Consider the following 21,517-nt stretch of genomic DNA (forward strand, 5'->3'; position numbering starts at 1 on the left):
CTGGTCAGACCGCCAGTATGAGTCCCTTGGATGAGGGGACTCCCCGGCATCTTATTTGACCCGCCATTTGGGCAGAGGAGTGAGCAATGAGAACATGGATCCTGTTGGCCCTGGCCATCAGTCAGGGGGCCTGGGCGCTGGCGCCGTGCGAGCGACAGAGCCAGGTCGGCAGCTGGTGCGAGGCAAACATCGCCGCGCTGCACCCCACCCAGGGGGGCGTGGGCCAGATCCAGGTCGACAACACCCAGGCCGAGCTGGCGGGCAAGAGCGCAAAACAGCTCGACAAGGTGATGAAAAAGAAAGAGATCCCCATCGTCATCGCACCCGATGGCGACTACTGGCTGGTGGACAGACACCATCTGACCAAGGCGCTGTGGCAACTCGGGGTGAAGCAGGTTCGGGTCAAGGTGATCGCCAGGCTGCAGGACAAGGCCAGCTTCTGGAGCCAGATGCAGGGCAATCATTGGGCCTGGCTCAAGGACGAGCAGGGTCGGCCCCTCACGCCGGAACAGTTGCCGAGCCGCATCGACCTGCTACCCGACTACCCCTATCGCACCCTGGCCGGGTTGCTGCAGGATGCGGGCTATTTCGACAAGCGGGAGCAGGTCTACTTTGTCGAGTTCGCCTGGGCCAGCTGGCTTGGCCGGCAGATGGACTGGCTGCCGATCGACAGTGCCAACCTGGCGGATCGCCTCTATCAGGCCAAGCGGCTGGCGTGCAGCAACAAGGCGGCCGATCTGCCCGGCTACCCCGGCAAGCAGTGCCGGGTCAATCAGCCCGATAGCGACAACTGAGCGACAGGATGAAAGCGGGGGGCCATAGCCCCCCGCTGCATCACGATCGGCTCTCGTCCCAGCGGGCGGCAGCCTGTTCCAGCAGGGCCACCTCGCCTTGCTGGATCAGTGGCAGCAGCGCCTGCACCTGTTCATCTGGCCACTCCCACCAGGCCAGCGCCTGCAAACGGGCAATCTCGTCCTCAGAAAAGCGCATCCTGATAACCTTGGCCGGCGTACCGGCCACCATGGCATAGGGCGGTACATCCTGGTTGACCAGGGCACGTGCCGCTATGATGGCGCCGTCGCCGATAGTGACCCCCGGCATGATCATGGCGTCCATGCCGAGCCAGACATCGTTGCCGATGCGGGTATCGCCGGCCGGGCGGTAGCTGCGCCGGAGCGCCTCCACATCTGAAAACGGATAGGTGCTGATAAAGGCCGTGTTGTGGGTCTGGTTGCCCCCCATGATGATCTTCACCCCGGCGGCTATTTGTACATAGTCGCCGATATGGAGCTGATCGATGTGCCAGAGCGGCTCCCAGCCAGTCTCCGGGCTGCGGCTGAAACGGTCGCCGTGCAGATAGCGCACGGCATGCTCTTCAAAGGGGCCGTCCCAGGCGCCGGAGTAGTAGCTGTGCCGTCCCTTGAGATGGATGTTGGGGTTGCTCACCGTCAGATGCAGGTATTCGACCTGCGACCAGTGTTGGCAGGGTTTCATGGCTGTTTCCTCGTTCAAATGGATAGGGGTGGATGACGCGAGGAGTGCAGCTAATAGATCCAGACCAGCAGGCGGGGCACGCACAGGGTCGAGCAGCCCAGCGCCTGGGGTAAACGGGGTCGCAGCATGGGAAGAGGGATCCTGAAAGATGAGTTCCCATGGTAAGCCATGCCGGGGCGGGAGCCAAGCTGTGCACCAGCCAGCTGGTCAAAACCTGCACAAAATATTGGGTTGATATTCATTCTCAACTGGGCATGATAAAAGTCCCACCCATCAACCTGGGAGATCGGCATGACCCATCAAATCTGGCAGCGTTACATGCTGGAGGCTGAAAATGCGCTGGGCGCCGGCGCGCTCGGCACCGCCATCTGCCTCTATCAACAGGCCCTCGCCGAGGTGTATGAACTGAGTGACGGCGATCTGGATGAACTGGCCAGCATGCGGGTGGCAACCTGCCACCGGCTGGCCGATTTCTGGCGCGCCATGGAGGAGCCGGCCTACGAGCTGCGCTACCTCAAGCTGGCCTCCGAGCTGGTCACTGCGCTGGTGCCCCAGTGTCCGAATCGGGAGTGTGAATCCCTCATCAGTGAACTGGGCTGCTGCCGGGCGGCGCTGCTCTCTTTCCTCAAGCGCCACCCCAATCCCGATATCGCCCGTCTGATCCAGTTGCAGGATCAGGTGCAGGGCTGCGAGCTGATCGGCCGTTTTCGCCTCAACTGAGGATCATTTACGGCCCTTGAGGCGCTGGGCGATCCGCATCTGTGCCTCTTCCCCCTGCAGGGCGAGGGAGAAAGCGCGCGCCTCCAGATCGATGACGAAGTGCACCGCCTGCCTGAGCTCCTGCTTGAGCAGCGCCTTGCTCTTTTGCAGCGCCCTGGGCGCTTTGGCCGCCAGCTTCAGACCCTGCTCCCTGGCAAAGGGGAGCAGGGCTTCGGCCGTCAGCACCCGGTTGGCAAGGCCGAGTCGCAGCGCCTCGTCGGCATCGATGGCTTCGGCCAGCAGCAACAGCTCCGCTGCCTTCAGGTGACCCACGCTGCGCGGCAGCAGCAGGCTTGAGGCAAACTCCGGCACCAGCCCCAGCTCGACGAAGGGCAGTTGCAGACGGGCATTGTCGGCCAGATAGACCAGATCGCAGTGCAGCAGCAGGGTAGTGCCGATGCCGACCGCGGCGCCGCCGACCGCGGCGATCACCGGTTTGGGGAAGTCGGCCAGGGTATGCAGAAATTGCAGGATGGGGTCGTCGGGATCCAGCCCCGTCTTGCCCATGAAGTCTGCCAGATCATTGCCGGCGGTGAAGCAGTCGGGCTGTCCCTGAATGAGCAGGGCATGGATGGCGTCATCCGCCGTCGCTTGCCGCAATGCCTCGGTGAGCGCACGATACATGACGGTATTGAGGGCGTTGCGCTTGTCGGGGCGATTGAGGGTCAAGGTGAGCAAGCCATCCTGCTGCTCGGCAATGATAATGGGGTCCATGTCTAAATCCTTGTTATTGCTGGCTGTCAAAGGCTTACCGCTGCGGTAAGCTTTGTTGCGTTTAACAACATCATAAAAGGATTTCAACCATGTTTAAACGTGCGTTCTATTCCCTGCTGGCCCTGGGACTGGCCGCTCCCGCCCTGGCCAAGGTCGAGGCCGTCGACGGTTATGTGCGCCTGCTGCCGCCGGGCTCTCCCAATACCGCCGCCTTCCTGGTGCTGAAGAATGATGCCGATCAGCCGGTCAAGCTGGTGGCTGCCGCCTCGCCCGAGGTGGGCCGTGCCGAGCTGCACACTCATCTGCACGAGAACGGCGTGATGAGGATGCGCCAGGTCGAGAGCATAGAGGTGCCGGCCAAGGGGGAAGTGGCGCTCAAGCCCGGCAGTTTCCACATCATGCTGTTCGAGGTGCGTGAGCTCTCCCAGGGCACCCCTTTCCCGCTGACGCTGACCATGGATGATGGCCAGCAGCTGGAGCTGAGCCTGCCGGTGAAGCCGGTTGAACCCATGGCAGGCATGCAGCACTGACATTAATGGACGCTTGTTCAGCTTTTTACACTGTGTATTCCCGTCGCTCTGGGTAAAATGATGGCCTTTCCAGTCCAACAAGAGAGTAACGTGATGAAGAAGACCTTGATTGCCGGTTGTGTGCTGGCCCTGTTCAGCCAGGCTGCCATGGCTGCCGATGACTGGCGTTTTGCCGCCGGTGCCGATGTATGGAATGCTCAGGGCAGCGGCCAGATCAACGGTGTCGGGGCCAATGGCAGCTACGACGAGAACTACAACTGGAGCGGCTACCTGCAACTGGAGCACGGCATCATCCTGCTGCCCAACGCCAAGTTCGAGATCTCCGATTTCGGCACCAGCGGCGGTGCCCTCAACAACGATCTGATGGCCTATGACCTGAGCCTCTACTATCGCCTGTTCAACAACGATCTGTTCCAGATCGACCTGGGTCTGACCGGTCGTCGCTACGATGGCGATTTCAACACCCAGCACTACTCCTATGACAAGGACGTGCTGATGGCCTACACCGGCGCCGAACTGCGCATCCCGGGTACCGGCTTTGCCGCCTTCGGCGATGCCCGCGTGCAGGATGCCGACAACTACGACTACCGTCTGGGTGGCTCCTACAAGTTCGCGACCGTACCGCTCAAGGTGCGTGCCGGCTGGCGTGATGCGAGCATGGACTTCGATCGCGTTGACCAGCGGGTAGACGGCTGGTTCATCGGCGGCGAATTCACCTTCTAAATTCCGGCAATCTCTGGTGACGATGCCCTCATCATCCCGATGACGGCATCCGGCGAGGAACGAACATGGGTCATATCATAGTGACGGGGGCGGGGTCCGGCTTGGGCCGCGCCTTGACCATAGGTCTGGTTGAACGGGGCCATCAGGTTTCCATGATGGGGCGTCGTTATCAGAAGCTGCAGGAGCAGGAAGCCTTGCTCGGCAAGGCGGTGATCGGCATTTCCGCCGATCTGGCGCACCATGAGGAAGTGGATGTCGCCTTTGCCGCCGCGGTGGAGTGGGGCGGCCTGCCCGAGCTGGTGCTGCATTGCGCCGGCGTGGGCGAGTTCGGCCCGGTCGGCGTCTATACCGCCGAGCAGATCCACCGGGTGGTGGAGAGCAATCTCATCTCCACCATTCTGGTGGCCCAGCAGACGGTGCGCCTCATCGGCGACAAGGGCGGGGTGCTGGCCAATGTGCTCTCTTCCGCCGCCCAGGTGGGCAAGGCCAACGAGAGTCTCTACTGCGCCTCCAAATGGGGGATGCGCGGCTTTCTCGAATCCTTGCGGGCCGAGCTGAAGGGCTCGCCGCTGCGGCTGGTGAACCTCTATCCGAGCGGGATCCGCAGTGAATTCTGGGACAACTCGGATCACGTGGACAGCAGCGGCTTCATGACCCCGGAAGATGCTGCCGCCTACATGCTGGATGCACTGGAAGCCAGAAGCAGCTGCCACGTGACCGATCTCTTTATCGGTCGCAATCCCTGACAAAAGGCCGCCGTCATCCGGTTGCCATCGTCAGAATACAGAAACAAAAAGCGCGCCATCGGCGCGCTTTTTTATACCTGCAAGGGGCGGGATTAACGGCCCAGCTTGGCCTTGAGCATGGCGACGATGTCGCTGATGGCAACTTCCTGCTTCTCGCCGGTGCGGCGGCACTTGTATTCCACCACGCCGTTGTCCATGCCGCGCTCGCCGATGACGATGCCGTGGGGTACGCCCAGCAGCTCCATGTCGGCGAACATCACGCCCGGACGCTCTTTACGGTCGTCGAACAGCACATCGACACCGGCGGCCTTCAGCTCGGCGTAGAACTGCTCGGCCAGCTCGGCGACGCGCACGGACTTGTGCATGTTCATCGGCACGATGGCCACTTCGAACGGGGCGATGGCGTCCGGCCAGATGATGCCGTACTGGTCGTTGTTCTGCTCGATGGCGGCCGCCACCAGGCGGGAGACCCCGATGCCGTAGCAACCCATCTCCATGGTGACGGACTTGCCGCCTTCGTTCAGCACGCTCGCCTTCATGGCTTCGGAGTACTTGGTACCCAGCTGGAAGATGTGGCCCACTTCGATGCCGCGCTTGAGCAGCAGCTTGCCCTGGCCGCACGGGCTCGGGTCGCCTTCCACCACGTTGCGCAGGTCGGCAACTTCATAGGTGGTGATGTCGCGATCCCAGTTGGCACCGGTCAGGTGGAAGCCGGTCTCGTTGGCGCCACAGACGAAGTCAGCCAGGTGGGCGGCGCTGCGATCGGCGATGATGCGACCGGCAAAGCCGACCGGGCCGATAGAGCCAGCATCACAGCCGGCGGCTGCCTTGATCTGCTCGTCATTGGCGAAGGTCAGCGGGTTGGCGACACCCGGCAGCTTCTCGGCCTTGATTTCGTTCAGCTCGTGGTCGCCACGCAGCACCAGCGCGATGACGGCCTGGTTGCCGTGCTCGTCCGCTTCACCCAGCACCAGCAGGGTCTTGGCGACGGTGCTCGGGGCCACGCTCAGGAAGGCGGCCACTTCATCGATGGTGTGGACGTTTGGGGTCGCAACCTTGGTCAGGGCTGCGGTGGCAGCGGCGCGCTCGCCAGCCGGCGCCAGCGCCTCGGCCATCTCGATGTTGGCGGCGTAATCGGAGCTGTCGGAGAAGGCGATCAGGTCTTCACCGCTCTCGGCCAGCACCTGGAATTCGTGGGAGCCGGTACCACCGATGGAGCCGGTATCGGCCTGCACCGGACGGAAGTTCAGACCCATGCGGGTGAACGCCTTGCAGTAGGCGGCGTGCATCTTCTCGTAGGTATCGACCAGGGAGGCCTTGTCGATGTGGAAGGAGTAGGCGTCCTTCATCAGGAACTCGCGGCCACGCATCACGCCGAAACGGGGACGAACTTCGTCGCGGAACTTGGTCTGGATCTGGTACAGATTCAGCGGCAACTGCTTGTAGCTGTTCACTTCGTAACGGATCAGCGCGGTGATCACCTCTTCGTGGGTCGGGCCCAGTACGAAGGGACGGTTGTGACGGTCGGTCAGACGGCACAGCTCGGGACCGTAGTCATCCCAGCGGCCGGACTCCTGCCACAGCTCGGCGGGCTGAACCACCGGCATGGAGACCTCGATGGCACCAGCATTGTTCATCTCTTCGCGAACAATGTTCTCGATTTTTTTCAGAACCCGCAGACCGGACGGCAGCCAGGCATACATGCCGGAGGCCAGTTTGCGGATCATGCCGGCGCGCAGCATCAGCTGATGGCTGATGATCTCGGCGTCGGACGGGGTTTCCTTGAGAGTGGAAAGCAGATATTGGCTGGTACGCATCGCGGTAGACCTTAGCTAAGACGGGCGGCGGGGCCCTGGATAATTTCAAGAGCGGAATTTTAACAGGACGGGCCCTGCGGCCCAAGGGCTAAATTCGTACGATGGGAGAAAGCGGGGGCATCGCCCCCGCTGCGGTCAGACCCGAAATTGCGACAGCAACCGCTGTTGCAGCAGGCTGGCCTGATGGAGAGAGGAGGCGAGCTGCAGACACTCCTGCGCCTCCTGCTCGCCAGTCTGGGCCTGCTGGCTGATGCCGGAGACCTTGTCCGAGGTGTGGCTCAGGGTATGGGAGAGCTGGCCGGTGGCGTCTGCCACCTGCTGCACCATGTCCGCCAGGTGGTCGATGGCGCCCTCCACCTTGAACAGGATCTGCTTGGTGTTGTCGGAATCCGCCATGCCCGACTCCACCGTCTTCAGGTTGCGCTGCATCATCAGGTAGGCGGTTTCGGTCTGCTGCTGGATGCTGTTGATCACCTCGTTGATCTCGGCGCTGGAGGAGGCGGTGCGATTGGCCAGGGTGCGCACTTCGTCGGCCACCACCGCAAAGCCGCGGCCCATCTCGCCGGCCCGGGCGGCCTCGATGGCGGCGTTGAGCGCCAGCAGATTGGTCTGCTCGGAAATGCCGCTGATGGTGGAGATGATCTGGCCTATCTGGCTGGCCTGCTCCTTGAGGGCGTTGATGGCGGTGGCGCATTCGCCCACCTCCATCACCACCCGCTGCATGCCCGCGCTGGCGGAGGAGACATACTGACTGCTCTCGGTGGTGAGCTGGCGCACCTCGTTGGCATTTTGCGCCGCTAGGCTGCAGTTGTCCGAGATGGTGGTGGCCACCTGCACCATCTGCTCGCTGTCATGGTGCAGCGCCTGGGCATGTTCGGCCGTCTGGCGGCTGCTCTGGCTGATGGCCTGAACCCGGTTGACCGAGGTGTGCACGTGCTCGCTGATGTGCTGGTTGTTGTCCATGGTGGAGCTGATCATCTTCTGCAGCTTCTCGATGAAGCGATCCACGCTGCCGGCCAGCGAGCCGATTTCGTCGTCACGCCTGAGGTTGATGCGGGCGTTGAGATCCCCTTCACCGGCTGCGATGTCCTGCATGCGCCGATTGACTTGCAGCAGGGGCCGCACGATGGCGCGCACCAGCCAGAAGCCGCACAGGGTCACGATCAGCAGGCTGAACAGCAGGCCGCCCAGGATCAGACTCTTGGTATGGTTGATGATGGTGTTGAGCTGACCCACCTGATCCTCGACCGTGGCATCGCCCTTTGCCTCCACCTCGACCAGCAATTTCTTGAGCTGATCGGCGCTGCGCTCATAGCTGGTCAGCTGGCGTTGATACTCGCCAAGGGCTGCCATCCACTGCACCATCAATTGCTGAACCTCGGTTTCCAGCGCCCGATACTGGGTTGCCAGCGACTGGCCGGCAAACTCCCCCTCTGCGGGCACATCAAACAGTCCGCTGGCCAGCATGGCGTCGACCGCCTCCCGGTAGAAGCGGGTCGCCTCCTCCATCTCGCTCTGGATGGCGGGGGTGAGCCCTTCGCTCTGCATCTTTTCCAGCGCATAGAGCTGACGCAGGAAGCCTATATTGGCCTCCATGCCGCCATCGGCTGCGTGCCAGCGGGTCGCCAGGCCGCCATTCCAGCTGATGGCCTGATCCGGTGACTGGGTGAGGCTCTCGACCGCGCCATCACCCACCACCTCAAGCTGGGTCGAGAGGCGGGACATGCGTTCAGAACTGGCGCGCAGCGCCTGATCTAGGCGGGTAAACGTCTGGTAGAGCGCCAGCAGCTGTTCCTGCTGCTGCTGGTAGACCTGATGCTGCTGGTTCATGGTGTTGATGGCGGCGTCATCGATGAGCCGACCTTCGCCCACCCGGCGCATGGCGTCGGTGGTGGCGGTTCTGGCCTGCTGCAGCTCCTGCTCGTCGAGGGACATGCCTCTGAGCATCTTCTGGATGTAGAGCGACTGGTTGCCGAGCTCGATGGAGCCCTCCATGGCGCCGTCTGCAGTCTGCCAGGCGGCACCCAGCACATAGGAGAGCAGATCCGCCAGCCGCTGGCTGCCATACCAGCCGACGACGCCCATGCCCAGTGTGCAGCTGAGCAGAATGGCCAGCCCCAGGTTCGATGTGGTGACGATTTTCATGATTAAGGACCTTCCTTGGCTCCAAACAAACCCAATTTAGTGTTTTATCAGTGGCAACAAAATGCCATGCCAGATGGAAAATAAAGTTGTTGCCCGGCTCGGATCCAAGCATGGCTTGGAACGCGCGAATGTGCCGAAAATCCGCTGCGGTCCCGCCGCCCTATGCTGGATACTTATCCAGTTATTCTTTATGCTATGAGCCAATTTACAGATAGCTGGTTTGGCGAGGAGAGAGCCGTGATTGGTCGCTTGAGAGGCGTAGTGATTGAGAAACAACCCCCCGAGGTATTACTGGAGGTCGGGGGCGTGGGCTATGAGGTGCACATGCCCATGAGCTGCTTCTATGATCTGCCCGAGATCGGCAAGGAAGCGGTCATTCACACCCACTTCGTGGTGCGGGAAGACGCCCAGCTGCTGTACGGCTTCAATCACAAGCAGGAGCGGGCGCTGTTTCGCGAGTTGATCAAGACCAACGGGGTCGGCCCCAAGCTGGCGCTGGCCATCCTCTCCGGCATGACCGCCACCCAGTTCGTGCTGAGTGTCGAGCGCGAGGAGATAAGCTCCCTGGTCAAGTTGCCAGGGGTTGGCAAGAAGACTGCCGAGCGACTGGTGGTGGAGATGAAGGACAGGCTCAAGGGGTGGGTCAGCCACGATCTCTTCTCGCCGGCCGAGATCACCCTGCCCGCGAAGGAGAGTGCTCTGCGGGCGCCGGATTCGAGCGAAGAGGCCGCCAGTGCGCTGGTTGCACTCGGTTACAAGCCGCAGCAGGCCAGCCAGATCGTCAGCAAGGTGGCGGTGGATGGCATGTCGGTGGAAGATATCATCCGTGAAGCGCTGCGCAGCCTGGTGTGAGGTAGAGAATGATTGAAGCGGATCGCCTCATTTCCGCCGCTGGCGGGCGTGAGGAAGAAGTCATCGATCGGGCCATCCGGCCCAAGCTGCTGGCCGATTACACCGGCCAGGATCCGGTCTGCGAACAGATGGAGATCTTCATCGCGGCTGCGCGCCAGCGCGGCGAGGCGCTCGATCACCTGCTGATCTTCGGCCCGCCCGGGCTTGGCAAGACGACGCTGGCCAACATAGTGGCCAACGAGATGGGGGTCAACATCAAGACCACCTCGGGCCCGGTGCTGGAGAAGGCCGGCGATCTGGCGGCGCTGCTCACCAACCTCGAGCCGAACGACGTGCTGTTCATCGACGAGATCCACCGCCTCAGCCCTGTGGTGGAGGAGGTGCTCTACCCGGCGATGGAGGATTACCAGCTCGACATCATGATCGGGGAGGGGCCGGCGGCTCGCTCCATCAAGCTCGACCTGCCCCCCTTCACCCTGATCGGCGCGACGACCCGGGCCGGCTCTCTCACCAGCCCGCTGCGGGATCGCTTCGGTATCGTGCAGCGCCTCGAGTTCTACAACGTCAGGGATCTGACCGACATCGTCGCCCGCAGCGCCCGTTGCCTCGGGCTCGACATGACGGAAGACGGTGCGCTGGAGGTGGCGCGTCGCTCGCGCGGTACGCCGCGAATTGCTAACCGTTTGTTGCGCAGGGTGCGGGATTTTGCCCAGGTGAAATCCGACGGCCGGATTGACGGACCCATAGCGGCCCGAGCCATGGACATGCTGGACGTGGATAACGAAGGGTTCGACTTCATGGACCGCAAGCTATTGTTGGCTGTCATAGACAAGTTTCTGGGGGGGCCGGTGGGGCTCGACAACCTGGCTGCGGCCATCGGCGAGGAGAAGGACACCATCGAAGATGTGCTCGAACCCTATCTGATCCAGCAGGGCTTCCTGCAACGTACACCCAGAGGGCGGATCGCGACACCAAGAGCTTATGCGCATTTTGGCCTGCAACGGCCAGATGAAGGGTAAAAACAGTTGATTGAACAAAAAACCGCCTTCAAGGGCGGTTTTTTGTTATCCGGGCAAAAAAAGCCCACTGCGGATGCGGTGGGCAAAGACAATTCAGGATGGATGTTCACAGACAGTGAGTGCGTCTGGAGACAGACCGGTAAAAAACAGAGTGAGCCGTCGCGAGGCCTCAGAGTCGGTTCATTTGATAGAGCTGAACGAACGAAAGCTTGTAGTAACGGATGGTTTTAGCAACAAACTTTTTCATCTTTAATTCCAATAGACAGGTTCGAAATGTTCATCGAATACGTACCGGGAACCCAGATTGACCGGCCTGTATCCAAGGGTATGCCCTCACTGCGAGGCGCATTGTAGGAGCTCTGTCTGACTCGGACAAACAAGAAAAATTACCCATCTCAGATTAGATTAACTAATCATTTTGTGGCCTTGTCAAATTAGCATGGATATGCGTTTTTATTGGTTTTTAATTGGTTTTATTCTGGCTGGGGACAAGCGAGGGAAACATGATGAAAACACCCTTGAGAGTTGTTTTTTAACAGAAGCATTACTTATTTGCTTCAAGATTAAAGTTGATTTAAATCAATGATTTGCGATTTTTATTTTTTTGTGACCCAGCTCTCTAAAATAAATGGAAAGGGTCGTGAAAATGCCTTTGAAAGGCATGTATTGATGGTGGTTTTACATTGATTTCAATCAAATAAAGGTGATATAAAACTCAGGTCATTATGGGCGGGAATAAAGCAAGCTTGATTGTTTTGCAATTGTTAAACATTAGCTTTTTTTGTTCCCTATTATTGCCTTGTTGTTAATGTGGTGGCAGTCGAATCCGGTCGTCAGTGCAAAACTGGAACATGACCGATAATTCGGGGACTTCCAACGGAAGCTTTGTCTTAAAACTTAAAATAGCCGTGCCAATAATCGGTGAGGAAACATCATGATTGCTGAGCATGTGGTAGACCTATCGCGGTTCCAATTCGCTGCGACGGCCCTTTATCACTTCCTGTTTGTGCCCTTGACGCTCGGAATGGCCTTCATTCTGGCGATCATGGAGTCTGTCTATGTGATGACCAACAACCCTGTCTACCGGGACATGACCAAGTTCTGGGGCAAGTTGTTTGGTATCAACTTTGCCCTCGGGGTCACCACAGGGCTGACCATGGAGTTCCAGTTTGGTACCAACTGGGCCTACTACTCCCACTATGTCGGCGATATCTTCGGGGCCCCGCTGGCCATCGAAGGTCTGATGGCCTTCTTCCTGGAATCCACCTTCGTCGGTATGTTCTTCTTCGGCTGGGATCGGCTCTCCAAGCGTCAGCACCTGGCTGCGACCTGGTTGATGGCGCTCGGGACCAACCTCTCCGCGCTCTGGATCCTGGTTGCCAACGGCTGGATGCAGAACCCGGTCGGTGCCGAGTTCAACTTCGAAACCATGCGCATGGAGATGGTGAGCTTCGCCGATCTGGTATTCAACCCGGTTGCCCAGGTGAAGTTCGTCCACACAGTGGCGGCAGGCTATACCACAGGCGCCATGTTCGTGCTGGGCATCTCTTCCTATTACCTGCTCAAGCATCGTGACGTGGCCTTCGCCCGTCGCTCCTTCGCCATCGCGGCCGCATTCGGCATGGCGTCCATCCTCTCCGTGCTGATCCTCGGTGACGAGTCCGGCTACGAGACGGGCGAAGTGCAGAAGGTGAAACTGGCGGCCATCGAGGCCGAGTGGAACACCGAACCTGCGCCAGCCTCCTTTACCCTGTTCGGCATCCCGAACCAGGAAGAGATGCGCACCGACTACGCCATCAAGATCCCTTATGCTCTCGGCATCATCGCCACCCGTTCGCTGGACGGCCAGGTGACCGGTCTCAAGGATCTGAAGAGCGAGCACGAGCTGCGTGTGCGCAACGGCATGACCGCCTACGACCTGTTGACCAAGCTGCAGTCCGGCGACAAGTCTGACGATACCCGCGCCCGCTTCGACGAGGTGAAGCAGGACCTGGGTTACGGTCTGCTGCTCAAGCGCTATACCTCCAACGTGACCGATGCCACCGACGAGCAGATCAAGGCCGCCGTGGATGACTCCATCCCGCAAGTGCTGCCGCTGTTCTTCGCCTTCCGCATCATGGTTGCCTGCGGCATGCTGATGCTTGTGCTGATTGGCCTGGCCTTCTATGACAGTACCCGTCACAAGATCGGCGAGCGCAAGTGGCTGCTCAAGGCGCTGCTGTACGGTATCCCGCTGCCCTGGATCGCCATCGAGTGTGGCTGGTTCGTCGCGGAATACGGTCGTCAGCCCTGGACCATCGCCGAAGTGTTGCCGACCTCGGTCTCGGCCTCCAACGTGCCGGCCTCCGAGATCTGGTTCTCCCTTATCGGGATCTGCCTGTTCTACACCGTACTGCTGATCATCGAGATGTACCTGATGTTCAAGTACGCGCGTCTGGGCCCAAGCAGCCTGAAGACCGGCAAGTACCACTTCGAACAGAGCAAGGCATAAGGAGAGCAACCCATGTTTGATTACGAAATGTTGCGCCTGGTCTGGTGGGTGCTGGTCGGCGTCCTGCTGATTGGCTTCGCCATCACCGACGGCTTCGATATGGGGGTGGGCGCACTGCTCCCCTTCGTCGGCAAGAAAGATGTTGAGCGTCGGGTGATGCTCAACACCATGGGCCCGCACTGGGAAGGGAACCAGGTCTGGCTGGTGACCGCCGGTGGTGCCCTGTTTGCAGCCTGGCCCATGGTGTATGCGGCAGCCTTCTCCGGCTTCTACATCGCCATGATCCTGACCCTGATGGCCCTGTTCTTCCGCCCGGTCGGTTTCAAGTACCGTTCCCTGCGTGAAGATGCCAAGTGGCGTAGCAACTGGGACTGGGCGCTGTTCGTCGGTAGCGCGGTACCGCCCATCGTGTTTGGCGTGGCGTTCGGCAACCTGCTGCAGGGCGTGCCGTTCGACTTCAACCAGTTCATGATGCTGACCTATCATGGCAACTTCTTCGGTCTGCTCAATCCGTTCGGCCTGCTGGCCGGTCTGGTGAGCCTGTTCATGCTGGTCACCCAGGGCGCTACCTGGCTGATGATGAAGACCGACGGTGAAGTGCTGGCCCGCTCCCGCACCGCCGCCATGATCTGCTCGCTGGTGACCCTGGTGCTGTTCGCACTGGCCGGTTTCTGGGTCAGCGGCATGGAAGGCTATGTGGTGGTCAAGGCCGCCGCGACCGATGCCGTCTCCAATCCGATGAACAAGGAAGTGGTGCGTCAGGCCGGTGCCTGGATGAACAACTACAGCCTCTATCCCTGGATGGTTGCGGCACCCGTGCTGGGTCTGGCGATGAGCCTGCTGACGTCGCTGTTTGCCAAGCTGAACAAGGGCTGGCTGGCGTTCACCTGCTCCTCCCTGGCGATTGCCGGCGTGATCCTGACTGCCGGCTTCTCCATGTTCCCGTTCGTGATGCCCTCAAGCCTTGAGCCGTCACTGAGCCTGACCATGTGGGATGCCACCGCTTCTCTCAACACCCTGCGGGTGATGACGGTAGCGGCCGCCATCTTCGTACCGATTGTGCTGGGTTATACCCTGTGGACCTACATCAAGATGTTCGGCCGGGTGACCAGCAAGCACATCGAAGACAACCAACAATCGCTCTACTAAGAAGGTGCCCTGATATGTGGTATTTCACCTGGATCCTGGGTCTGCTGCTGGCTTGTGCATTCGGCATCATCAATGCGCTGTGGCTGGAACACACCGAGAACATGGATCGCCAGATCGATGAGAACAAGTGATCGACTCGCCCGGTTGGCCGCTCCCCTGGAGCGCCAACCCTGGCAGGGGTTGATGCTGGTAGCGGCGGCCCTGTTGGCCGTCGCTATTTTACAGGCCCCCAATCTGGTGGCCGCCAACACTAGCGAACATGGCCTCTGGCTGGCGCCCTGGCTGATGTGGGCGGTCTGTTGCGGGGTCATGCACGGGCTGGGATTCCACCCCCGCAGCCTCGTCGGTCGCGTGCTGTTTTTCCCCTGGTTCGCCTTGCCCAGTTTGTTGTACGGGCTCTGGCTGACTCAAGGCTATTTCCTTTCATAAAAAACGGGGGGAGGCAGGATTTCCCTGCTTCCCCCTGCTTCTTTCCTATTCAGCCCTGCGCTATGATAGCCCCCCATCTGACTGTCGTATGGATCACAGATTGTTATGGGGGAAGTCTCTGAGTTTCCGGTGCGTGTCTACTACGAAGACACCGATGCCGGGGGCATCGTCTACAACGCCAATTATCTCAAGTTTATGGAACGTGCTCGCACCGAGTTCCTGCGTGCTGGCGGCATCGAACAGGATGTCCTGCTGGGCGCCGGGTACGCGTTTGTGGTGAGTCGAACAGAGATCGATTTCCGCTCGGCGGCCCGTTTTAATGAGCTTTTGACTGTATTGACGCAAGTGACCGAAGTGAAACGCGCCTCCATGCGCTTCTCACAACGGATACTGGCGGCTGATGGACAACTGATCACCCAGGCCATGGTACAGATAGCCTGTGTCAGTCATCCGCATATGAAACCTGTTGCAATACCTGAAAATGTGAAGGGAGTGCTGTTAAGTGCACGCTGAAATTTCGTTTATTGGCCTGTTTTGGCAAGCCAGCCTGTTGGTAAAACTGGTCATGATGACCCTGATGGGCATGTCGGTCGTCTCCTGGGCGCTGATCATCCAGCGCTCCAAGGCCATCAAGGCAGCCAATATCGCATCGGAGCAGTTTGAAGACAGATTCTGGTCCGGGGTCGACCTCAACCGTCTCTACCAGGAGTCCTCTTCCCGCCGCGACGACATCGAAGGCATGGAAGACATCTTCTACTCCGGCTTTAAGGAGTATGCCCGTCTGCTCAAGGCCGGCGCCCGTGGTCAGGATGCGGTGATGGACGGTACTTACCGTGCCATGCGCGTCTCCCTCTCCCGCGCGGTGGATGATCTCGAGTCCAACCTGCCGATCCTGGCGACCATCGGCTCCATCAGTCCCTATATCGGTCTGTTTGGTACCGTCTGGGGGATCATGAACGCCTTTATCGCCCTGGGTCAGGTGCAGCAGGCAACCCTGCAGATGGTGGCCCCCGGTATCGCGGAGGCGCTGATCGCCACCGCCATGGGTCTGTTTGCCGCCATCCCGGCCGTTATCTTCTACAACCGCTTCTCCAACAAGGTCGAGCGGCTGGAGAACGCCTACGCCAACTTCATGGACGAGTTCACCACCATTCTGAACCGTCAAATTGCTCAGCAGCAGGGTGATCAGTAATGCAAACCTATCAGCGGATCCGGCGCAAGAAGGTGGCTGAGATCAACGTGGTTCCCTATATCGACGTCATGCTGGTGCTGCTTATCATCTTCATGGCGGTGACGCCCGTGATCACGCAAGGGGTCAAGGTTGACCTGCCGCAGGCGGAATCCGAGCAGCTGCCGGAGGATGCCAAGCCGCCCTTCATCGTCAGCGTCAATACCGAAGGCGAGTACGTCATCAAGGCCGGTGAGGCCGAAGACGAACCCGTCCCGAGCGGGACGCCCGAGGCGATGCAGCAGTACATCACCGAGAAGGCCATGGGTTACCTGGCCATCAACCAGAACGCCCCTGTGGTGGTGGCCGGTGACAAGTCGGTGCGCTACGAAGAGGTGATCCTGCTGATGGTGGCCCTCAAGAAAGCCGGTGTGCCTCAGGTCGGCCTGATGACAGATCCGGTGAACTGACGGAGATGGATGTGAAGCGTGGTATTTCCGGTTATCTCATCGCGTCGCTTCTGCTGCACCTGATCATCGGCATCATCCTGTTTGTCGGGCTCGACTTCAGCAAGCCGAAGCGACCCGAGTCGAAGGGGCAGATCGTCAATGCCGTCATGCTCGACGAGAACTTCCTCAACGAGCAGGCCAAGCAGATCCAGCAGCAGAAGGCTCAGCCCAAGCCGCAGAAGGTAGAGAAAGAGAAGGATAAGGAAGACACGGACATCGCCAAGCGCGAGCTGGCCCAGCAGCAGGAACGGTTGCGGATTGCAGAGGCCAAGCGCAAGGAGGCCGAGGAGGCCACCCGCAAGGCCGAAGTAGAGAAGCAGAAGAAGCAGGCCGAGCAGAAGCAGGCGGAAGAGAAGGCCCAGAAGGCCGAGGAAGCCCGCAAGCTAGAAGAGCAGAAGGCCAAGAAGGCGGAGGCCGAGCGCAAGGCCGCGGAAGAAGAGAGCAAGGCGCTGGCGCTGAAGAAGAAAAAGGAACAAGAGAAGAAAGAGGCCGAAGAGAAGGCCAAGGCTGAGGAGGCCAAGGCCAAGAAAGCGGAAGCCGAGAAGAAAGCCAAAGCCGAAGCCGAGAAAAAAGCGAAGGCAGAAGCGGACAAGAAAGCCAAGGCGGAGGCCGAGCAGAAGGCCAAGGCTGAAGCCGAGAAGAAAGCCAAGGAAGAGGCGGCCAAGAAGGCAAAAGCTGACGCAGAGAAGAAAGCCAAGGCAGAGGCCGACAAGCAGGCCAAGATCGCGGCTGAACGCAAGCGCAAAGCGGCCGAGGAGGCCAAGCTGCAAAAAGAGATGGAAGACATGATGCAGCAGCAGCTGGCGGCTGAGGCCAATGCCCGCAGTCAGGCGGCATCGGCGGCGGCCAAGGGTGAAGTCGACAAATATGCGGCGCTTATCAAGGCGACTGTTGAGCGATATATGATTTTGGATCCCACCATGCGGGGCAAAACATGTACTATCCGCGTACGTCTTGCGAGCACTGGCTTTGTCATCTCGGTAGATAACGGCCAGGGTGACCCGGCGGTATGTCGTTCCGGCAAAGCAGCCGTACTGAAGGCCAATCAGTTGCCGGTACCCAAGGATCCTGCGGCATTCGAGATGTTGAAGGAGTTCAACCTCAAGCTGGAACCTAACATCTAGCACTGATGGCGAGGGGATCGAGTAAGGTGGTTGGCAGCGTCTTGCCGAGAAAGGAAGTTAATCTCTCATTATTTTGGAACCGAGTGTTTAAGCCATGATAAGAAAAGTGTTTTTTGCTTTGGTTGGCTGTTTGTTGCTGGGTCAGAGCGCCCAGGCGGCCTTGGACATCGTCATCACCGGCGGTATCGACAGTGCACGGCCGATCGCCGTCGCCCCCTTCAAGTGGGAAGGCAATGGCCAGCTGCCGCAGGACATCGCGGAAGTGGTCTCCAACGATCTGATGCGCAGCGGCAAGTTCAGACCGCTGGCCCGTGGCCAGATGCCGCAGACCCCGAGCTCCAGCGGTGAAATCAACTTCGCACCCTGGGCCTCCCAAGGCGTCGAAGCCGTGGTGGTCGGTTCCATCGCCGCCGTCGGCGACGGTACCTACAAGGTCAACTTCGAGCTGGTCGACGTGCTCAAGGGCCAGCTGGCCAAGACCCAGGGCGGTGAGAGCAACGGCTACATCTTGGACAGCCGGATGGCGACCATCCCGGGTGCCCAGATGCGCCAGTTCGCTCACCGCATCTCCGACATCGTCTATGAGCGGCTGACCGGCGAGCGCGGGGCCTTCCTGACCCGTCTGGCTTACGTCTCCGTGCAGCAGGGTACCCAGTTCCCGTATCAGCTGCGGATCTCCGACTACGACGGTTACAACGAGAAGACCCTGCTGCGTTCCCGCGAGCCGCTGATGTCCCCGGCCTGGTCGCCGGATGGCAGCAAGCTGGCCTACGTGAGCTTCGAGAACCAGAAATCCGAAATCTACGTGCAGGACATCTACACCCAGCAGCGCAGCCTGATCACCAGCTTCCGCGGCATCAACGGGGCGCCGGAGTGGTCTCCGGATGGTCGTCGTCTGGCTATCGTTCTCTCCAAGGACGGGTCACCGAACCTCTATGTCGTTGATGTTGCTAGCAAGCAGCTGACCCGCGTCACAACCAGCCGGGTAATCGACACCGAACCCTCCTGGATGCCGGACGGTCAAAATTTGCTGTTCACCTCTGAACGTGGTGGCAAACCCCAGATTTATAGCGTAAATTTGGCGACTGGCATGACTCGCCGGATGACCTGGGAAGGTGAATCCAACCAGGGTGCGTCCATTACTCCTGATGGCAAAATCATGGTGATGGTGACCCGGGTTCAGGGGCAATACCGTATCGCCCGTCAGGATATGGAAAACAATGCCCTGCTGGTCCTTACCCAGAGCGCGCTGGATGAGTCGCCAAGTGTGGCTCCCAATGGCAGCATGATCATTTATGCCACCATCTATCAGGGTCGTAAGAGTCTCGCATTGGTGTCGACTGATGGTCGCTTCAAGGCTGTGCTTCCGACCAGTAGCGGTGAAATTCGTGCACCAGCTTGGTCGCCCTTCTTGAATTGATAAAAATCCAATTGTTTTTTGTTTTGTTATAAAGGTTTAAGGAAATAGCATGCAACTCAATAAACTGCTCAAGGGTTTGGCCATCGCACTGCCACTGTTCACCCTGGCCGCTTGTAGCTCCTCTTCTGATTCCGACGCCGCTGGCGCCGAATCAGGCATGACCGACGGCATGGGCGGTGTACAAACCGGTGGCGCGAACGGCATGTTGTCCCCGGAAGAGCAGATGCGTCAGAAGTTCGAAGCGCTGCAGCGTGACAACGTGATCTACTTCCCGTTCGACGGTTACGACATCCAGGGTCAATACGCCGACCTGCTGGATGCCCACGCCAGCTACCTGCGTGAGCGCCCGAGCGTCAAAGTACTGATCGAAGGCCACGCCGACGAGCGCGGTACTCCGGAGTACAACATCGCGCTGGGCGAGCGTCGTGCCAAGGCTGTTGCCAAGTATCTGCAAACCCTGGGTGTGCAGGCTGAGCAGCTCTCCATCGTCAGCTATGGCGAAGAGAAGCCGCTGGATATGTCTCACACCGAGGATGCCTTTGCCAAGAACCGCCGTGCGGTCCTGGTTTACTAAGGTTTGAATCGAACGAAGTTCGTTTATATGCAAGCGGCCATTTCGATGGCCGTTTTATTTGCACTAAACGCCAAGGTTTGATCCGAATGAAATCTGTATAAGCGAGCGACGATGGCGCTGGCCGTTTTATTTGCACTAAACGCTAAGGTTTGATCCGAATGAAATCTGTGTACAAGCAAGCTGCTGTTGCGCTGGCCGTATTGGTTGCTCTGAATGCGCAAGCGGCGGCACCGGTGAGCGATCTGAGCGGTGACTCGGGTGGCGGGGTTGTCCTAAGCGGCAACAACGGCGCCATCGTGCCCACTGGCAGCCTGGAAGACAGGGTTGCCCTGCTGGAGCGCACGCTCAACGCCCGTTTGCGCCTGCAGGCCGATTTGCAGCAACAGGTGGATGCCCTGCAAGGGGAGGTCTCCGAGCTGCGTGGTCAGCTGGAGCAGCAGACCTACCAGATGGAACAGTCGCAGGAGCGTCAGCGCCAGCTCTATCAGGAGCTCGACAAGGTGGCCAACAGCCAGCCTGCTGTTCCCGCCGCATCGGCCGCCGCAGCAGCCAGCGCGACGCCGGCCGCCGCGGCCAACTACTCCACCAACCAGAACGAGAATCAGGCCTATGATGCGGCCGTGAACATGGTGCTCAAGGAGAAGAACTACGACAAGGCAATTCCGGCCTTCGAAGGGTTCATCAAGCAGTTCCCGAGCTCCAGCTATGTTCCCAACGCCCATTACTGGCTGGGTCAGCTGCTGTTCAACAAGGGGGATCGGACCGGCGCTGCCGCCCAGTTCACCACGGTGGCCACCAAGTTCAGCAAGTCTCCCAAGCGCGCCGACGCCCTGTTGAAGCTGGGCATGCTGGCACAACTGGATGGCAAGAAGGCGGAAGCGAAGAACTTCTATGAGCAGGTGATCAAGGGCTATCCCAACACCTCGCCGGCCCAGCTGGCCAAGCAGAGTTTGAGCAAGCTGTAACTTTGCCGCATGTCACTGTTTTCGTAACAGTCTTGTAAATACAGCCTCGCTTTGTATGCGCAGTGAACAAACAGATGGAATTTAAGATTTTTCTGTTGCGCCAGGATGATAAATCCGTAATATAGGCCGCCGTCAGAGCCGGTGCAGCATTGCAGTTGGTCCTGGTCGTGGTGAGGGTCGTTAGCTCAGTCGGTAGAGCAGTTGACTTTTAATCAATTGGTCGCTGGTTCGAATCCAGCACGACCCACCATTTCTCCACCAGGTGGAGACAGAATTCCCAGGTCGTTTAGCTCAGCTGGGAGAGCACCTCCCTTACAAGGAGGGGGTCACTGGTTCGATCCCAGTAACGACCACCAGTTTTAAGCTGTTTGCCAAGGCGGGCAGTGAAAGAGGCAAGTCAGGTGTGGGTCGTTAGCTCAGTCGGTAGAGCAGTTGACTCTTAATCAATTGGTCGTAGGTTCGATCCCTACACGACCCACCAATTTGCCCAGATGAATTCCCAGGTCGTTTAGCTCAGCTGGGAGAGCACCTCCCTTACAAGGAGGGGGTCACTGGTTCGATCCCAGTAACGACCACCAAGTTTGTAAAAAAATGATTTAGATGGGTCGTTAGCTCAGTCGGTAGAGCAGTTGACTTTTAATCAATTGGTCGCTGGTTCGAATCCAGCACGACCCACCATCATTTCAGAATCCCAGGTCGTTTAGCTCAGCTGGGAGAGCACCTCCCTTACAAGGAGGGGGTCACTGGTTCGATCCCAGTAACGACCACCAAGTTTGTAAAAAAATGATTTAGATGGGTCGTTAGCTCAGTCGGTAGAGCAGTTGACTTTTAATCAATTGGTCGCTGGTTCGAATCCAGCACGACCCACCATCATTTCAGAATCCCAGGT

At 59.3% G+C, this 21,517-nt stretch carries 22 protein-coding genes and 7 tRNA genes; 25 read left to right on the forward strand and 4 right to left on the reverse strand.

The window, feature by feature from the left end; genetic code table 11:
* The first annotated feature begins 86 nt into the window (after positions 1-86).
* Positions 87-794 (forward strand): ParB-like protein, encoded by a 708-nt coding sequence (locus ACB033_RS12135; protein WP_139724893.1) that lies wholly within the window; start codon positions 87-89, stop codon positions 792-794.
* A 40-nt stretch (positions 795-834) separates the two neighbouring features.
* On the opposite strand, the gene ACB033_RS12140 is transcribed toward ACB033_RS12135, so the two are convergent.
* Positions 835-1,494, reverse strand: coding sequence for a CatB-related O-acetyltransferase (locus ACB033_RS12140; RefSeq protein ID WP_139724891.1), 660 nt, complete (start codon positions 1,492-1,494; stop codon positions 835-837).
* A 291-nt stretch (positions 1,495-1,785) separates the two neighbouring features.
* On the opposite strand from ACB033_RS12140, the gene ACB033_RS12145 reads away from it, so the two are divergent.
* Positions 1,786-2,214, forward strand: a complete 429-nt coding sequence (locus ACB033_RS12145; RefSeq protein WP_005304979.1) for a DUF2753 family protein — start codon at positions 1,786-1,788, stop codon at positions 2,212-2,214.
* 3 nt (positions 2,215-2,217) lie between these two features.
* Here the strand turns inward: ACB033_RS12145 and ACB033_RS12150 are convergent, their stop codons facing one another.
* Positions 2,218-2,967 carry an enoyl-CoA hydratase-related protein gene (locus ACB033_RS12150; RefSeq protein ID WP_162519843.1) on the reverse strand — a complete coding sequence of 250 codons (750 nt, stop codon included), beginning with the start codon at positions 2,965-2,967 and terminating at the stop codon, positions 2,218-2,220.
* An 89-nt stretch (positions 2,968-3,056) separates the two neighbouring features.
* Between ACB033_RS12150 and ACB033_RS12155 the strand changes: the two genes are divergently transcribed.
* From ACB033_RS12155 to ACB033_RS12165, 3 genes are all read left to right on the forward strand, one after another.
* Positions 3,057-3,497, forward strand: a complete 441-nt coding sequence (locus tag ACB033_RS12155) for a copper chaperone PCu(A)C (RefSeq protein ID WP_010636187.1) — start codon at positions 3,057-3,059, stop codon at positions 3,495-3,497.
* Between the two features lie 93 nt (positions 3,498-3,590).
* Complete coding sequence (locus ACB033_RS12160; protein WP_010636188.1) at positions 3,591-4,220, forward strand: TIGR04219 family outer membrane beta-barrel protein; 630 nt, start codon at positions 3,591-3,593, stop codon at positions 4,218-4,220.
* 65 nt (positions 4,221-4,285) lie between these two features.
* The gene (locus ACB033_RS12165; RefSeq protein WP_139724887.1) at positions 4,286-4,966 is read left to right on the forward strand and encodes an SDR family oxidoreductase; all 681 of its coding nucleotides are present in this window, start codon (positions 4,286-4,288) and stop codon (positions 4,964-4,966) included.
* Between the two features lie 92 nt (positions 4,967-5,058).
* Here ACB033_RS12165 and ACB033_RS12170 read toward each other — a convergent pair whose 3' ends face one another.
* Complete coding sequence (locus tag ACB033_RS12170; protein ID WP_017787582.1) at positions 5,059-6,783, reverse strand: proline--tRNA ligase; 1,725 nt, start codon at positions 6,781-6,783, stop codon at positions 5,059-5,061.
* Positions 6,784-6,918: 135 nt separating this feature from the next.
* Positions 6,919-8,928: a methyl-accepting chemotaxis protein gene (locus ACB033_RS12175; RefSeq protein ID WP_139724885.1), complete on the reverse strand. Its 2,010-nt coding sequence runs from the start codon at positions 8,926-8,928 to the stop codon at positions 6,919-6,921.
* Positions 8,929-9,165: 237 nt separating this feature from the next.
* On the opposite strand from ACB033_RS12175, the gene ruvA reads away from it, so the two are divergent.
* The 20 genes from ruvA to ACB033_RS12275 all read left to right on the forward strand — a co-directional run bounded on the left by ruvA (position 9,166) and on the right by ACB033_RS12275 (position 21,498).
* Positions 9,166-9,780 (forward strand): Holliday junction branch migration protein RuvA, encoded by a 615-nt coding sequence (gene ruvA / locus ACB033_RS12180; RefSeq protein ID WP_005304953.1) that lies wholly within the window; start codon positions 9,166-9,168, stop codon positions 9,778-9,780.
* Positions 9,781-9,788: 8 nt separating this feature from the next.
* Positions 9,789-10,799: a Holliday junction branch migration DNA helicase RuvB gene (gene ruvB / locus ACB033_RS12185; protein WP_005304949.1), complete on the forward strand. Its 1,011-nt coding sequence runs from the start codon at positions 9,789-9,791 to the stop codon at positions 10,797-10,799.
* Positions 10,800-11,733: 934 nt separating this feature from the next.
* Complete coding sequence (gene cydA, locus ACB033_RS12190; protein WP_005304948.1) at positions 11,734-13,290, forward strand: cytochrome ubiquinol oxidase subunit I; 1,557 nt, start codon at positions 11,734-11,736, stop codon at positions 13,288-13,290.
* 12 nt (positions 13,291-13,302) lie between these two features.
* A complete protein-coding gene (cydB, locus tag ACB033_RS12195) occupies positions 13,303-14,439 on the forward strand; it encodes a cytochrome d ubiquinol oxidase subunit II (RefSeq protein ID WP_005304945.1) in 1,137 nt (378 codons plus the stop codon).
* 14 nt (positions 14,440-14,453) lie between these two features.
* On the forward strand, positions 14,454-14,570 hold the full coding sequence (gene cydX / locus ACB033_RS12200; protein ID WP_005304933.1) for a cytochrome bd-I oxidase subunit CydX: 117 nt from the start codon (positions 14,454-14,456) through the stop codon (positions 14,568-14,570).
* On the forward strand, positions 14,557-14,868 hold the full coding sequence (locus ACB033_RS12205) for a cyd operon YbgE family protein (protein ID WP_123246595.1): 312 nt from the start codon (positions 14,557-14,559) through the stop codon (positions 14,866-14,868). Before cydX ends, ACB033_RS12205 begins: the two co-directional genes overlap by 14 nt.
* A 105-nt stretch (positions 14,869-14,973) precedes the next feature.
* Complete coding sequence (gene ybgC / locus ACB033_RS12210) at positions 14,974-15,381, forward strand: tol-pal system-associated acyl-CoA thioesterase (RefSeq protein ID WP_139724883.1); 408 nt, start codon at positions 14,974-14,976, stop codon at positions 15,379-15,381.
* A gap of 1 nt (position 15,382) precedes the next feature.
* Positions 15,383-16,060, forward strand: coding sequence for a protein TolQ (gene tolQ / locus ACB033_RS12215; RefSeq protein WP_213344251.1), 678 nt, complete (start codon positions 15,383-15,385; stop codon positions 16,058-16,060).
* Positions 16,060-16,506, forward strand: coding sequence for a protein TolR (gene tolR / locus ACB033_RS12220; protein WP_005304918.1), 447 nt, complete (start codon positions 16,060-16,062; stop codon positions 16,504-16,506). Before tolQ ends, tolR begins: the two co-directional genes overlap by 1 nt.
* Before the next feature lie 5 nt (positions 16,507-16,511).
* Positions 16,512-17,669 carry a cell envelope integrity protein TolA gene (gene tolA, locus ACB033_RS12225; protein ID WP_139724881.1) on the forward strand — a complete coding sequence of 386 codons (1,158 nt, stop codon included), beginning with the start codon at positions 16,512-16,514 and terminating at the stop codon, positions 17,667-17,669.
* 94 nt (positions 17,670-17,763) lie between these two features.
* Entirely contained in the window at positions 17,764-19,089 is a 1,326-nt protein-coding gene (tolB, locus tag ACB033_RS12230) for a Tol-Pal system beta propeller repeat protein TolB (RefSeq protein ID WP_010636193.1), read from the forward strand.
* Positions 19,090-19,138: 49 nt separating this feature from the next.
* The gene (gene pal / locus ACB033_RS12235) at positions 19,139-19,663 is read left to right on the forward strand and encodes a peptidoglycan-associated lipoprotein Pal (RefSeq protein WP_005304908.1); all 525 of its coding nucleotides are present in this window, start codon (positions 19,139-19,141) and stop codon (positions 19,661-19,663) included.
* A 158-nt stretch (positions 19,664-19,821) separates the two neighbouring features.
* The gene (gene ybgF, locus ACB033_RS12240) at positions 19,822-20,628 is read left to right on the forward strand and encodes a tol-pal system protein YbgF (RefSeq protein WP_162519842.1); all 807 of its coding nucleotides are present in this window, start codon (positions 19,822-19,824) and stop codon (positions 20,626-20,628) included.
* A gap of 174 nt (positions 20,629-20,802) precedes the next feature.
* Positions 20,803-20,878: transfer RNA gene (locus ACB033_RS12245), tRNA-Lys, on the forward strand.
* A 30-nt stretch (positions 20,879-20,908) separates the two neighbouring features.
* Positions 20,909-20,984 (forward strand) — tRNA-Val (locus ACB033_RS12250).
* Positions 20,985-21,033: 49 nt separating this feature from the next.
* A tRNA-Lys gene (locus ACB033_RS12255) sits at positions 21,034-21,109 on the forward strand.
* 21 nt (positions 21,110-21,130) lie between these two features.
* Positions 21,131-21,206 (forward strand) — tRNA-Val (locus ACB033_RS12260).
* A gap of 24 nt (positions 21,207-21,230) precedes the next feature.
* A tRNA-Lys gene (locus ACB033_RS12265) sits at positions 21,231-21,306 on the forward strand.
* Between the two features lie 16 nt (positions 21,307-21,322).
* Positions 21,323-21,398: transfer RNA gene (locus ACB033_RS12270), tRNA-Val, on the forward strand.
* A 24-nt stretch (positions 21,399-21,422) separates the two neighbouring features.
* Positions 21,423-21,498 (forward strand) — tRNA-Lys (locus tag ACB033_RS12275).
* Positions 21,499-21,517: the final 19 nt, after the last annotated feature.

The organism is Aeromonas sp. S15(2024), from assembly GCF_041402265.1.
GTDB lineage: Bacteria > Pseudomonadota > Gammaproteobacteria > Enterobacterales > Aeromonadaceae > Aeromonas > Aeromonas dhakensis.